General features: G+C 34.0%; 15 protein-coding genes. 14 read left to right on the top strand and 1 reads right to left on the bottom strand.

The window, feature by feature from the left end:
• Positions 1-3 precede the first annotated feature (3 nt).
• From hemA to RM519_RS03710, 14 genes are all read left to right on the top strand, one after another.
• Positions 4-1,257, top strand: a complete 1,254-nt coding sequence (hemA, locus tag RM519_RS03775; RefSeq protein WP_311592215.1) for a glutamyl-tRNA reductase — start codon at positions 4-6, stop codon at positions 1,255-1,257.
• On the top strand, positions 1,257-2,834 hold the full coding sequence (gene hemC, locus RM519_RS03770; protein ID WP_311592214.1) for a hydroxymethylbilane synthase: 1,578 nt from the start codon (positions 1,257-1,259) through the stop codon (positions 2,832-2,834). The genes hemA and hemC overlap by 1 nt, the downstream gene beginning before the upstream one ends.
• Before the next feature lie 68 nt (positions 2,835-2,902).
• On the top strand, positions 2,903-3,862 hold the full coding sequence (gene hemB, locus RM519_RS03765) for a porphobilinogen synthase (RefSeq protein WP_311592213.1): 960 nt from the start codon (positions 2,903-2,905) through the stop codon (positions 3,860-3,862).
• Positions 3,863-3,928: 66 nt separating this feature from the next.
• On the top strand, positions 3,929-5,218 hold the full coding sequence (gene hemL, locus RM519_RS03760) for a glutamate-1-semialdehyde 2,1-aminomutase (RefSeq protein ID WP_311592212.1): 1,290 nt from the start codon (positions 3,929-3,931) through the stop codon (positions 5,216-5,218).
• 75 nt (positions 5,219-5,293) lie between these two features.
• Positions 5,294-6,319, top strand: coding sequence for a uroporphyrinogen decarboxylase (gene hemE / locus RM519_RS03755; RefSeq protein ID WP_311592211.1), 1,026 nt, complete (start codon positions 5,294-5,296; stop codon positions 6,317-6,319).
• Positions 6,320-6,808, top strand: coding sequence for a DUF6973 domain-containing protein (locus RM519_RS03750; protein WP_311592210.1), 489 nt, complete (start codon positions 6,320-6,322; stop codon positions 6,806-6,808).
• The gene (locus tag RM519_RS03745) at positions 6,808-7,353 is read left to right on the top strand and encodes a GNAT family N-acetyltransferase (protein WP_311592209.1); all 546 of its coding nucleotides are present in this window, start codon (positions 6,808-6,810) and stop codon (positions 7,351-7,353) included. Before RM519_RS03750 ends, RM519_RS03745 begins: the two co-directional genes overlap by 1 nt.
• A gap of 2 nt (positions 7,354-7,355) precedes the next feature.
• The gene (locus tag RM519_RS03740) at positions 7,356-7,700 is read left to right on the top strand and encodes a 5-carboxymethyl-2-hydroxymuconate Delta-isomerase (RefSeq protein WP_311592208.1); all 345 of its coding nucleotides are present in this window, start codon (positions 7,356-7,358) and stop codon (positions 7,698-7,700) included.
• Between the two features lie 5 nt (positions 7,701-7,705).
• Positions 7,706-8,608, top strand: coding sequence for an oxygen-dependent coproporphyrinogen oxidase (gene hemF, locus RM519_RS03735; RefSeq protein ID WP_311592561.1), 903 nt, complete (start codon positions 7,706-7,708; stop codon positions 8,606-8,608).
• A 57-nt stretch (positions 8,609-8,665) separates the two neighbouring features.
• Positions 8,666-10,027 carry an oxygen-independent coproporphyrinogen III oxidase gene (hemN, locus tag RM519_RS03730; protein ID WP_311592207.1) on the top strand — a complete coding sequence of 454 codons (1,362 nt, stop codon included), beginning with the start codon at positions 8,666-8,668 and terminating at the stop codon, positions 10,025-10,027.
• Positions 10,028-10,194: 167 nt separating this feature from the next.
• The gene (locus RM519_RS03725) at positions 10,195-11,520 is read left to right on the top strand and encodes a dihydrolipoamide acetyltransferase family protein (RefSeq protein WP_311592206.1); all 1,326 of its coding nucleotides are present in this window, start codon (positions 10,195-10,197) and stop codon (positions 11,518-11,520) included.
• A gap of 147 nt (positions 11,521-11,667) precedes the next feature.
• On the top strand, positions 11,668-12,216 hold the full coding sequence (locus tag RM519_RS03720) for an RNA polymerase sigma factor (protein ID WP_311592204.1): 549 nt from the start codon (positions 11,668-11,670) through the stop codon (positions 12,214-12,216).
• Complete coding sequence (locus RM519_RS03715; RefSeq protein WP_311592203.1) at positions 12,200-12,751, top strand: hypothetical protein; 552 nt, start codon at positions 12,200-12,202, stop codon at positions 12,749-12,751. Before RM519_RS03720 ends, RM519_RS03715 begins: the two co-directional genes overlap by 17 nt.
• Positions 12,732-13,652, top strand: coding sequence for a hypothetical protein (locus tag RM519_RS03710; RefSeq protein WP_311592202.1), 921 nt, complete (start codon positions 12,732-12,734; stop codon positions 13,650-13,652). The genes RM519_RS03715 and RM519_RS03710 overlap by 20 nt, the downstream gene beginning before the upstream one ends.
• Positions 13,653-13,715: 63 nt before the next feature.
• On the opposite strand, the gene tsaD is transcribed toward RM519_RS03710, so the two are convergent.
• Complete coding sequence (gene tsaD, locus RM519_RS03705) at positions 13,716-14,744, bottom strand: tRNA (adenosine(37)-N6)-threonylcarbamoyltransferase complex transferase subunit TsaD (protein WP_311592201.1); 1,029 nt, start codon at positions 14,742-14,744, stop codon at positions 13,716-13,718.
• Positions 14,745-14,848: the final 104 nt, after the last annotated feature.

Below are 14,848 nucleotides of genomic sequence, written 5' to 3'. Positions count from 1 at the left end.
CTTATGCAACAAAACAATTCACCACGAAAATTCTATAATGTAGGATTGAGTTATAAGAAAGCAGATGTGCAGACTCGTGGTAAGTTTAGTATTTCAAAAGAAAATCAAGTTTTGTTATTGCAAGATGCCAAGGCCCAAGGGATAGATGGTATATTTGTTTTATCTACCTGTAACAGAACTGAAATTACAGGATTCGCGGATCATCCATTTCAATTGATAAAATTATTATGTCAATATTCTCATGGTACTGTTGATGAGTTTGTGCAATTTTCTTCGGTACATAAAGGACATGAAGCAATAGAACATGTTTTTAAATTAGCAACGGGACTTTCTAGTCAAATTCTTGGAGATTATGAAATTGTTGGACAATTAAAGCAATCTTTTAAAGTAGCGAAGGAACAAGGAACGGTGAACTCTTATTTAGAACGTTTAATAAATTTGGTTATTCAGGCAAGTAAACGTGTTAAGAATAAAACCAAGTTAAGTTCTGGTACTACTTCGGTTTCTTATGCAGCTATTCAATATATTATTGAAAATATTCCAGCATCCGACACAAAAAACATTTTAGTTTATGGTTTAGGTAAAATGGGTAAGTATACCTGTAAGAACTTAAGTGAATATACCAATAACAAGAACGTTTGTTTAATTAATAGAACAGATGCGAAGGCAGAATTATTTGCTAATGAGCACGAAGGAATTCGTTACGCACAGTTTTCAACTTTAACTGAAGAAATTGCAAAAGCAGATATTTTAATTGTTTCTACAGGAGCGTCAGAGCCAACAGTTACATTTAAACATGTAGCGGAAGGAAAAGAGTTGTTGATATTGGACTTATCCATGCCTAAGAATGTTTCTGAAGAGTTGAATAACAGAAAAGAAATTGCATTGGTAGATGTAGATGAATTGTCGGCAATTACTGATAAGACTTTAGAAATTAGAAAAAATGAAATTCCAAAAGCAGAATTAATCATCGATATTTATAAAGATGAGTTTACAGAGTGGTTAAATCATAGAAGATTTACACCGGCGGTAACTGCGCTAAAAGAATCTTTGGAAGTTATTCAAATAAGTGAAATTGATTTTCACAGAAAAAAGATCAAAGATTTTGATGTAGAACAAGCAGAAATTATAACTTCACGTTTTATACAAAAAATTACAACTAAGTTTGTAAAACATCTCAAAGACGAAAACACGCAACATGTTCAAAGCATCGAAGTAATGCAAAAAGTGTTTAGTTTGAAATCAGAAAAAAGTTAATGGAGAAAATTATTAGAATTGGTACACGCTCAAGTGAATTAGCACTTTGGCAAGCAAATACCGTGGCTCATCAATTGAATCATTTAGGGCATGAAACAGAAATTGTAAAAATAGATTCTCAAGGTGATTTAGACTTGAAAAAACCATTGTATGAAATGGGAATTACAGGTGTTTTTACAAAGAATCTAGATATAGCTTTGTTAAATGGGACTATTGATATTGCTGTACATTCTATGAAAGATGTACCAACTGTCTTACCAGAAAATATTGTTCAGGCCGCAGTTTTAAAACGTGCTGGTTCTTTAGATGTTTGTGTGTTTAAAGATAATGAAGACTTTTTTCATCAAAAGGAAGCAGTTATTGCTACAGGTAGTTTAAGAAGAAAAGCACAGTGGTTACATCAATATCCAACACATACAATAGAAGGTTTACGTGGAAATGTAAATACACGTATGCAAAAATTGGAAGACAGTAATTGGAACGGAGCCATATTCGCACAAGCAGGATTACAACGTGTAAAATTATTACCCAAAAATCATGTTAAATTAGATTGGATGATTCCTGCTCCTGCACAAGGGATTGTAATGATAACAGCCTTAGATTCTAATCCAGAATTATTAGAGGTGTGTAAGGAAATTAATCATTTCGAAACCGAAATCTGTGCACATATAGAACGGCAGTTTCTTAATACATTAGAAGGTGGTTGTACTGCACCAATTGGGGCTTTGGCATTTTTTAAAGAAGAACGATTGATTTTTAAAGGTGCCTTGTTCAGTCTAGATGGGAAGAAAAAAATTGAAGTTGATAAACTAGGTTATATGGTAGACCATAAAGATCTAGGGAAAAAATGTGCTGAAGACATCTTGCAACGTGGTGGAAAAAAATTAATGGTAGAGATGGCAAGTGGGCCAAAAGCCAAGAAAATTTTATCTACAAAGCAATTGTCTGAAAATCAAACAGAATTATTTGATGATAAGTTTGGTATAAAAATGAGCGATTTTATCGCCATTCGTTACAATAGAATAAAGCCAACAATTTTAAAGTCGATTAAAGAACATTTGGTAATTACCAGTCAAAATGGAGTAGAAGCCTTATTGCATAATTTCTCTCCGATGGAATTGGATTTTAAAAATATCTATTGTGTTGGGCGCAGAACAAAACGCCTTATTGAAAAGAAGATAGGTAAAGTTACTGCTGTCGAAAATACTGCAGAAGAGTTGGCAAAAACAATTGCAAATAATAAAGAAATCGAATCAGTTACTTTTTTATGCGGAGATAAACGTAGGGATGATTTGATTGATGTGCTATCTCTGAATGCAATTGAAGTTGATGAAATTGAGGTGTATAGAACCATATTAAACGAGCGCAAGTTCAACGATACTTTTGATGGAGTATTATTTTATAGCCCAACGGGTGTGCAAAGTTATATTGCAGATAATGATAATAAATCGGCAGTTGCATTTTGTATAGGAGAAACAACGGCAGAAGAGGCAAAAAAGCATTTTGATAATGTGGAAGTTGCAAAATTACCTTCTATTGAGAATGTAATTAAAACGGTAAACGAATATTATAAATAAATGTCACGCTGAGCCTGTCGAAGAGTCTATAAAAACTTCACTGCTTTCAGAATGACAAATAAAAAAGTATGAACAGAACTAGAAGATTACGCAAATCGGAAAACATCAGAAGATTGGTTCAAGAAACGAAGTTATCAATTGATGATTTAATTTACCCATTGTTTATTGAAGAAGGTACTGGAATAGAAAAAGAAATTGTTTCCATGCCAGGAATCAATAGATTTTCTTTAGATACGATTTCAAAGGAATTAGATGAGGTTATAGCTTTAGATATCCCAGCCGTTTTGTTATTTGGTATTCCGAAGGATAAAGATGATGTAGGAACTTCTACTTGGGATGATAATGGAATTATTCAACAAGCAGTTCGATTCATTAAAGAGAATTATCCAAGCTTATATGTAATAACAGATGTGTGTTTTTGTGAATATACTTCTCATGGCCATTGTGGAATCATCCACGATAATGATGTAGTGAATGATAGCACCTTAGTTAATATTGGTAAGCAAGCAATCTCTCATGCAAAAGCAGGAGCGGATATGATAGCACCATCTGGAATGATGGATGGAACTGTGGCTATGGTGCGTGAATCATTAGATAACACAGGTTTTGCAGACATTCCAATTATGGCATATTCTGTAAAATACTCAAGTTCATATTACGGGCCTTTTAGAGATGCAGCAGATTCTGCACCAAGTTTTGGAGATAGAAGAACCTATCAAATGGATGCTGCCAATAGGGATGAAGCAATTAGAAAAGCAACTTTTGATGATCAAGAAGGAGCAGATATTTTAATGGTAAAACCAGCCTTGTCTTATTTAGATATTGTAAGAGATTTAAAGAATAATTTTGATAGACCCATTGCTTGTTATAATGTCAGTGGTGAGTATGCTATGATTAAGGCGGCCGCAGAAAAGGGTTGGATTGATGGAGAAAAAGTTATGATGGAAACCTTGTTATCTATGAAAAGAGCAGGAGCAAATATTATCATCACCTATTTTGCCAAAGAAGTAGCAAAATTGTTAAAGTAAAACTGTCACTCTGAGCCTGTCGAAGAGCCTTTAGATTATTTTCTTTGCTCAGATTAAAAATATAGTATGAAAACAAAAAAATCAGAAAAACTGTACCAACAAGGATTAGAACATTTGGTAGGTGCCGTGAATTCTCCTGTTAGAGCCTTTGCATCTGTTGGAGGAAATCCATTGTTTATTGATAAAGCCAAAGGAAGTAAAATTACCGATGTTGATGCTAATGAATATATTGATTTAGTATTATCCTATGGACCTATGATTTTAGGACATCGTCATAAAAAAGTGCAAAAAGCAATTACCAAGGCTACAAAAAAAGGGTACTCTTTTGGAGCATCAACTAAGGATGAAATAAAACTGGCAAAAATAGTTTGTGATGCTTTTCCGGGCATGGATAAAGTGCGTTTTGTAAATTCTGGAACTGAGGCGGTTTTAAGTGCAGTTCGATTGGCACGTGCCTATACTTCAAAAAGTAAAATCATTAAATTTTCTGGTTGTTACCACGGTCATATGGATGCCTTATTGGTGGCCGCAGGTTCTGGTTTAGCAACGTTGAGTTTGCCAGGGAGTAAAGGGGTTCCAGATGAAGCGGTTAAAAATACGTTGATTGCTGAGTACAATAATTTAGATTCTGTTCAGAAGCATATAGATGAGAACAAAGATATTGCAGCGGTAATTTTAGAGCCAGTTGGCGGTAATATGGGAGTAGTAATTCCTCAAGATGACTTTTTAGTGAAACTAAAAGAGTTGTGTAACGCCAATGGAATTTTATTAATTGCTGATGAGGTTATGACTGGTTTCCGTTCTAAGTTTGGGGGTGCGCAAGAATTATTTAATGTAGAAGCCGATATTACATGTTTAGGAAAAGTTATTGGTGGAGGGTTTCCTGTTGGAGCTTATGGAGCACGTAATGAAATTATGGAAATGGTAGCGCCTCTAGGAGGAATGTATCAGGCAGGAACGCTAAGCGGTAACCCCATAGCAATGGCATCTGGTATTGCAACATTGTCTGAATTGAAAAAGCAAGACCCATATGCAAACTTTAATGTGGTTGCTGAGAAGATTAAATCTTCATTATTAAAATCAGGAAAAAAATATAATGTTGATTTAGTGGTAAACCGATTTGGATCTATGATCAATCCGTTTTTTACTAAGGATGAAGTGACTGATTTTTCATCAGCACAAAAAAGTGATACCGATAAGTTTGGTGTTTTCTTTTGGGAAATGATTAAAAATGGTGTGTTTTTACCACCATCACAATTTGAAGCATGGTTTTTATCTTCTGCTTTGAGCGAAAGTGATATAGAGAAAATTGAAAAAGCAATTGATGCTTCAATTAAAAAGGTATCTGAAATGTAATATGTCATCCCGAACGAAATGAGGAATCTTTGAATACTTCGTTTCATTAAGCATGATGAAAGAATGACAAATAAAATGATAAAAAACGATTTATATTTAAGGGCATTAAAAGGAGAAGTTGTTGAAAGACCTCCAGTTTGGATGATGCGTCAAGCGGGGAGATATCTTCCAGAATTTATGGAAATCAAAGCGAAGTATGATTTCTTTACACGTTGTCAAACTCCAGAATTAGCGGCAGAGATTACAGTGCAGCCAATTCGTAGATATGGAATGGATGCCGCTATCTTATTTTCAGATATTTTGGTGATTCCTCAAGCGATGAATATTGAGGTAGAAATGAAAAACGGAATTGGTCCATGGTTACCAAATCCTATTCGTTCTATGGAAGATGTGAATAAAACTATAGTACCAGATATCGATGAAACTTTGGGTTATGTAATGGATGCCATTAAACTAACCAAAGAAATGTTGAATGATGACATTCCGTTGATTGGTTTTGCTGGTTCTCCTTGGACAATCTTGTGTTATTGTATACAAGGTCAAGGGTCAAAAAACTTTGACAAAGCAAAAGAATTTTGTTTTACACAACCAATCGCAGCGCATACCTTATTGCAAAAAATTACTGATACTACCATTGCCTACTTAAAAGAAAAAGTAAAAGCTGGTGTAAATGCTGTTCAAATATTCGACTCATGGGGTGGTATGTTATCTCCAGTTGATTATCAAGAGTTTTCTTGGAAGTACATTAATCAGATAATTGAGGCCTTAAAAGATGATGCTCCGGTTATTGCATTCGGAAAAGGATGTTGGTTTGCCTTAGAGGAAATGGCAAATTCAAACGCCTCAGCTTTGGGTGTAGATTGGACAATTACACCACAAATGGCACGTAAGTTTACTGAAAATAAAATTACGCTTCAAGGTAATTTTGATCCGACTCGTTTATTCTCTCCACCAGCAGAAATTAAAAGATTGGTGACGGACATGATTAACGATTTCGGTAAGGACAAGTATATTGTTAATTTAGGTCATGGTATACTGCCAAATATTGGATTAGACAATGCAAAAGCATTTATTGATGCGGTGAAAGAGTACGAAGCGTAAATGGCACTAAGAACTGTCTTAAAGCAAATAAAAGCCAAACAATTGTTTGGCTTCTTTCGTTTTTTTATAAGACACCCGTTATTTGCAATGGCAACCTTTTTTGCTACTGTAAAGACTTATAAAATTGCTGAAAAGGAGTTTCCTAAAATTCATGGAAAACATAATAAAGCAAACGCTTTTAGACATGCAATATGGAATGCATTAATTGCAAAGTCCTGTAGTAGGTATTCGAATAATATCGAAAAGATATTGAATTGGACGAAAGATGTAACGGATTGGCATGAAGAGTTATTTGTAAACGATCCTTTATCAAGAGCCATGGATATTCATAACAATGAAATTGGAAGATCATTTTTTTATATTAATAATGAAGATTCACGTGATTTCATACATCGACACTTATTTGAATTACAAAAGACTTCTGTTAAGGTTTCGACTATAAAAGAAATCACATGTACAACCAATGAATTGGTATATTTGGAAGACTAATGACTAATTCTGTTTTAAAAATAAAATCTAAACCTAAGGAGGTAATTCACATTTGTGAAATACAAGAAAAGGACGCTTGGAGTATTTGTGACTTTGCGGTATCCAATGAAAGTAGATTACAACAATTCTTTCCAAAAACCTTGGAGCAAAATTTAAATCCAGAATTATCTAGAATATTTACACAATTAAAGTATAAACAATTTAAAAACAAAGAAGAGTATTTGTTTACTTTAAAAGGTGAGCATTCAAAAAAAGTTGTTGGATTAATTTATATTAAGGAGTTACATAAATTTGAAGGACAAGGAGAATTCGCTTATTGTATTGATTACAATTACGAAGGTCAAGGAATTGTGAGTAAAGCGGTTTCTGAGTTGACAAATTACGCATTTGAAAATCTTAATTTAAATAGACTGCAGATTGTAGTACATAAAACAAATTTGGCGAGTTTAAAGGTCGCCGAAAATTGTAGTTTTACATGGCAGAAAACCTTATCAAAAGAATATAAGGAAATGGATATGGAATTATACGAACGTTTTAAAAATTAAGAATGCCACATTTTATTTTAGATTGTACTGAGCAAATATTAAAGGTCCGAGAACCGCGAGAAATTTTACAAGAAGTTTTTGAAACTGCTTTTGAAACTGGCTTATTCGAACGAAACGATATAAAAGTTCGTTTGAACTCTTTTCAACACTCATTGGTACAAGGCGGTGACTCAGATTTTATTCACGTTTTTGGAAATATAATGGAAGGAAGAACAGATGCTCAAAAAGCAGATTTGTCGAAAAGAGTAGTTAGCAAATTAAAGGAGATGTTTCCAAATGTTCCAATCATTTCTATGAATATTAGAGATTTTGAAAAAGCATCTTATTGTAATAAAACCATGGTATAGATATGATGAAAGATAAATTTTACAATTATATATTACAATTACAAGACACCATTACTTCTAAGTTAGAAGCCATAGATGAAACAGCCAAATTTCAAGAGGATTTATGGAGTCGATCCGAAGGTGGTGGAGGTAGAACACGCGTTATCTCAGACGGTACAGTTTTTGAAAAAGGAGGCGTAAATATTTCTGCAGTTCATGGTCCTTTGGCGCCAGCAATGCAAAAGTATTTTGGAGTAGAAGATTGTGATTTTTTTGCATGTGGTTTGAGTTTGGTGCTGCATCCTAAAAACCCGATGGTGCCAACAGTACATGCCAATTGGCGCTATTTTGAGATGTATGATAAATCTGGAAAAACAGTAACCTCTTGGTTTGGAGGTGGTCAAGATTTAACGCCATATTATTTGTTCGATAAGGATGCGGTTCATTTCCACACCGTTTGTAAAACGGCCTGCGATAAGCACAATCCAAGTTTTTATCCAAAGTATAAGAAACAATGTGACACCTACTTTCACAATGCTCATAGAAATGAGGGTAGAGGTATTGGAGGATTGTTTTTTGATCGCTGTTCAGAAACGGAGGAAATGACTATGCAGAATTGGTATGATTTTGTAACCCAAGTTGGGGATAGTTTCTTAGAGGCGTATGTTCCAATTGTAGAAAAAAGAAAGGATTTAGCATATACCAAAGAGCAAAGAGATTGGCAGGAGGTGAGAAGAGGTCGTTATGTGGAATTTAATTTAATTCATGATAAAGGGACATTGTTCGGTTTGAAAACAAATGGTCGCATTGAAAGTATTTTAATGAGTTTGCCACCACATGTGCAATGGCACTACAATCATATTCCGGATGAAGGAAGTGAAGAGGCAAAATTGTTAGAGGTGTTAAAAAATCCAAAAGACTGGGTGTAGTGGTTAAATATGATAGATATCATATAATCACCTTATAATTGAGATTATTTTTGCAGGATGAACTCAGAACTTATTCAGAAATATAATATTCCAGGCCCGAGATATACCAGTTATCCAACCGTTCCGTATTGGAATAAAGAAGGAATTGATATCAAAGATTGGAAACAAACAACCATCAAATCCTTTAATGAGAGCAATGCCACAGAAGGTATTAGTATTTACATTCATTTACCATTTTGTGAAAGCCTTTGTACTTTTTGTGCCTGTCATAAAAGAATAACAAAACGACATGAGGTAGAGGAACCTTATTTAGAAACGGTATTGAAAGAATGGAAATTGTATTTCGATTTATTCGATGCGAGGCCTATTATACGCGAGATTCATTTAGGAGGTGGAACACCAACATTCTTTTCATCAGAAAATTTAAGCATACTACTAAATGGTATTTTTGAGTTGGCGGATAAACATTCCGATTTTGAATTTAGTTATGAAGGACATCCAAATCATACATCTAAGGAACAACTACAAACTTTATTTGATTTAGGAGCCAAACGAAATAGTTTCGGGATCCAAGATTACGATCCTATAGTTCAAAAAGCAATTCATAGAGTGCAGAGTTTTGAGCAGGTAAAACAAGTAAATGATTGGTCTAGAGAAATTGGATATACATCTATTAGTCACGATTTAATTTTCGGCCTTCCTTTTCAAACAGAAGAGAGTATTAGAGATACTATTAAAAAAACCATTGAATTAAAACCAGATAGGATTGCCTATTATAGTTACGCACATGTACCATGGATAAAAGGTGTTGGGCAACGTGGTTTTGATGAAAAAGACTTACCAGAGGATGTAGAAAAGCGCTATCTATATGAATTAGGGAAGCAGTTGTTTTTTGACAATGGCTATGTAGAAATAGGAATGGATCATTTTGCTTTACCTACTGATTCCTTGAGTTTAGCGATGGAATCCAATAAATTACATAGAAATTTTATGGGTTATACCGCAGGTAAAACCCAATTGATGATAGGTTTAGGAATGTCTTCTATTTCCGATTCGTGGTATGCTTTTGCGCAGAATGAAAAACACGTTGAAGATTATCAGGAACGAGTAAATAAAGGAGAGATTCCAATTTTTAGAGGGCATTTATTAACAGATATCGACTTAACTATTCGTAAGCACATTTTGGATTTAATGTGTAATTTAGAAACTACATTTAATGACGAATTATCAAAAGAAGTGAAAATCGAAATTATAAATCAATTGGCCGAAATTAAGAAGGATGGATTTTTGATATTTGAAGGTAACAAACTCAAGGTGAAAGAAGAAGGCCGTATGTTTGTACGAAATGTATGTATGGCTTTTGATTTAAGATTACGAGAAAATAAACCAACTACAAGAATTTTCTCGAAAACCATTTAATTGAGTAATTATTAGTAAATAATCATTTTTATTAAGGTATTATCTTTATAATTTAATAATTCTAAAGTTTATTGATAATAATGCAATTTCAATTCGCTTTTTATTGACTTTCAATAATGAGTAAAGGTTAGAATTTTGTACATTTGTGCATCAAAAAAATCAACGCAATGGCAAAATTTGAATTGAAATTACCTAAGATGGGCGAAAGTGTTGCGGAAGCAACCATAACCGCTTGGCTTAAAGAAGTTGGTGACACTATAGAATTGGATGATTCCGTGGTTGAAATCGCAACGGATAAGGTAGATTCAGAAGTTCCGAGTGAAGTAGAAGGTGTTTTGTTAGAAAAACGATTTGAAAAAGATGATGTCGTCCAGGTTGGTGAGACTATTGCCATTATTGAAACTGAAGGTGAAGTAGGAGAAGATACTACAAAGGTAGTACAATCTTCACCGGTCGTGGAGGCGGCTCAAGAAATTGAAAAGACAGTTGAAGTTGCAAAGGAAACTGTTACAACTCCTATCGACAAAACGGGGGAGTCAGGAAAATTCTATTCTCCATTAGTTAGAAACATTGCTGAAGCAGAAGGTGTATCTATGGAAGAACTAGAATCTTTAGCAGGTTCTGGTAAAGATGGCCGAGTAACAAAAGCAGATATTTTAGGATATATTGAGAAAAGATCTAGCGCTCCAAAAACAGTTGAGTCACCTCAATCGGAGTCGAGTGGTCAAACTGCTTCAAAACCAATAACTGCACCTAAACAAACTACTCCTTTAGTTGTAAGTGGAGAAGATGAAATCATAGAAATGAGCCGTATGGGTAAATTGATTGCGAAGCATATGGTAGATTCTATTCAGACAGCGGCGCATGTACAATCTTTTATAGAGGTAGATGTTACCAATGTAGCGAAATGGAGAACAAAAGTAAAAGATCAATTCTTGGCAAGAGAAGGAGAAAAGTTAACCTTTACTCCAATCTTTATGCAGGCAGTTGCCCAGGCTTTAAAGCAATTCCCATTAATCAACATCTCAACGGATGGAGAGACAGTTGTAAAGAAAAAGAATATCAATTTAGGAATGGCCACTGCATTGCCTGATGGTAATTTGATTGTACCCGTTATAAAGAACGCAGATCAACTTAATTTAGTAGGGATGGCAAAAGCTGTAAATGCTTTGGCAAATAAAGCCAGAACAAATTCATTAAGTCCTGACGATATTCAAGGAGGTACATATACTGTTACAAATGTAGGTGGATTTGGTAGTGTAATGGGTACACCAATTATCAATCAGCCGCAAGTAGGTATTTTGGCATTAGGTGCCATTAGAAAGATGCCGGCTGTTATAGAAACTTCAGAAGGAGATTTTATTGGGATTCGTCAAAAAATGTACTTATCTCATTCTTATGACCATAGAGTTGTAAACGGAGCTTTAGGTGGAATGTTCATTAAACACATAAAAGAATACTTAGAGGCTTGGGATGTAAATGCAGCATTTTAAAGTCTAGATCATATGAAGAAGAAAACCTCCAAATTTGGAGGTTTTTTTATGCTATAAAAAAAGAATTTGAAAAAATCACACTAATTTGCAACATCACAAATTATGTCTCGTCTTTAATAATAGAAACACTAACTGATCAAGCGCAACGTGAAAATTCACCATTTAGGAATCATAGAGAAGTGCAAGAAGCACGATCGAAGAGCACAATTGAAACTGTACAATCAATATTGTGATGCAATGTATAACGTGGCATACCGATTTATGAAAAACTCTCAGGACGCTGAGGATGCAATGCAGGAAGCCTTTATTAAGGCATTCAAAAAAATTGATTCATATAAAGGTGAAGTGACCTTTGGCGCATGGTTAAAAAAGATAGTGATTCATACGAGTATTGATATGTTAAAGTCAGCAAAATTAAAATTTGCTGATGTAGACGATAATTATTTGAATGTGGTTAGTGATGATGATTGGGAAATTGAAGATGGAATCTCGATTGAAGAAATTAAATCAGCGATTGCTCAATTACCACAAAAATACGAACTGGTACTCTCGTTATTTTTAATTGAAGGATATGATCATTCAGAGATTTCCTCAATATTAGATATATCAGAAGTGAACTCAAGAACTCAATTATTAAGAGGTAAAAAGAAATTAAAAGAATCGTTAAAACAAACTAGTAATGGGACAGGATATTAGAAAACTTTTTGAAGAAGCTCCTGAAATGGTTTCAAGAAAAATTCCGAAAGGTCACAAAAATAGATTTGAAGCAAGATTAGATGAAGAGTTTCCAAAAAAGAAACCAACCTTTTTCTTTATGAAAATCGCAGCATCTATTGCATTGGTGGTAAGTTTAGGATTAAGTGGGTATTATTACTTTAATACAATTGAAAGTAACACATCTCAGATTAATTCGATGGCGGATATTTCTCCAGATCTTAAAAAAGTTGAGGATTATTATTTAACACATATCAATTATCAGTTTTCTAAAATTAAGATTACAGATGAAAACAGAGCGTTTTTGGATGCCTATTTTGATGAGTTAGGAACTTTACAAGAATCGTATAAAAAAGTAATAGCAACAATTGATACAGAAGAAGAAATAAGTGAAGAAACTATAGATGCCTTAATAGGTAATTTACAATCGCGATTAAAACTGATGTATAAGTTAAAAGCACAATTAAAGAAATTAGACAATTTAAACAAACAACAAGATGAAAGCAACAAAGCATAATTTATTCATTGCACTTTTATTGTGTGCAACTGTAGGGTTCTCCCAAACAAGAACTAAAAAAATAACAGAAGCATTTAAAGTGAAAGATGATGTTATCGTGGAAATTAATGCACATGACAGCGATATTAAAGTAGAACATTGGGACAGAAACGAAGTGCATGTAGAAGCAATTTTATCTATAGACGGTGTTTCAGAAGAAGAAGCAGATGAATATTTTGATAGTTGGGAGATTGAAGCTTTAGGGAATTCTAATAAAGTAATTATTTATTCGAAGCCAGACTTTAACGGGATTGCTTTTGATATGGATTTTGGAGATTTTGATATTGACATTCCTGAAATGAATTTTGAATTCGATTTTGAACCGGTAATTGCATATGCGTTAAAATTTGACTCTTTGAATTATCCTGCGCCTCCTGAAATGCCTGCAGTTGCTATGGAAGTCTTGAAAAAGATTGAATGGGATCAAAAGGCCTATGAAAAAGATAAAGAAGGTTACTTGAAAAAGTGGGAAAAAGAACAAGAAAAATGGGAGAAGGAAATAGAAGAGAAGTATGAACCAATGATGGAGCAATACGAAAAGGAAATGGAAAAGTGGGCTGAAGAATTTGAGAAAAAATACGAGCCAAAAATGAAGGAGTATGAGGCTGAAATGGAAAAATGGGAGAAGGATTTTGAAGAAAGAATTGAGCCTAAGTTGAAAAAGTTTGAAGAAGAAATGGAAGTGAAGGAAAAGAAAATTGAAAAGCAGGCTAAAGAACTAGAAAAACAAATAGAGGCAAAGCAGGCGAAAATGGATAAAATGAAAAAGAAAATCACCATCAAAATTCCTAAAGGAGCTAAAGTAGATGTTGATACTAAGGAGGGTAAAATAATTTTACCTAACAATGTAAAAAAAGCCTAATCGATAAACTGGTAGTGCAGTTTAATCATGAAGAACCAATAACTAATTTAGTTATTGGTTTTTTCATTCAGTGACTTTAAGTCTTGCAGTGGCCTTAACGTCAATTTTAGAATATGTCCCTTGTTGGTAACTTAAATATCCAGAAACTCCAATCATGGCTGCATTATCTGTTGTGTATTCAAATTTTGGGATATAGGTAGTCCATCCGTATTTTTGCTCTCCGTCTTTAATCATTTTCCGAATCTCAGAATTGGCACTTACGCCTCCGGCAATTGCAATTTGTTTTATGCCTGTAAGTTTCACCGCGTTTTTAAGTTTTTCTAATAGAATTTGGACGATTGTATATTGAATACTAGCGCAAATATCATTTAGATTTTCTTCAATAAAATTCGGATTTCCCTTAGTGTTTTTCTGTATAAATCTCAGAATGCCTGTTTTTAACCCACTAAAACTAAATTCAAGTTTTCCAACTTTTGGTTTAGTAAAAGTAAACGCTTTTGGGTTTCCTTGTTTAGCATATTTATCTATATAAGGTCCGGCAGGGTAGGGTAAACCTAGGATTTTACCAGACTTGTCAAATGCCTCTCCAACGGCATCGTCAAGTGTCTCTCCTAAAATTTCCATATCAAAATAATCATTCACTTTTACAATCTGCGTATGACCTCCACTTATGGTTAAACACAAAAATGGAAAAGTTGGTTTTTGCTGATTTTCATCATCTATAAAATGCGCTAAAATATGACCTTGCATATGGTTTACACCTATCAATGGTATGTTTAAGCCTTGTGCAAAAGACTTGGCAAATGACGTCCCAACAAGTAAAGAACCCATTAATCCAGGTCCGCGTGTAAATGCTATGGCATTTAATTGTTTTTTGTCGATATTTGCTCTTTGGATTGCCTGCTGAACTACTGGAATGATATTTTGTTGATGCGCTCGTGAAGCCAATTCTGGAACAACCCCGCCATAAGCAGCGTGTATTTCCTGATTTGCTACAACATTCGATAAAACTTTTCCGTTGCATAATACGGCAGCACTTGTATCATCGCAAGATGATTCAATTCCTAAAATATAAACTGATGAGTTACTCATTATAAAAATTAAGGCATGAAAATTGCCGTTAAATTGCAAAGTTAAAACATATCAAACGAACAAAAAAAATAGCACTTCGAATTTTCCGCTGGTTTGCGGTTTTG

The sequence above is a fragment of the Urechidicola vernalis genome (genome assembly GCF_031846385.1).
GTDB lineage: Bacteria > Bacteroidota > Bacteroidia > Flavobacteriales > Flavobacteriaceae > Urechidicola > Urechidicola vernalis.
Note: the sequence above shows the minus strand (reverse complement) of the source record. Positions and strands in the feature narration are given on the sequence as shown.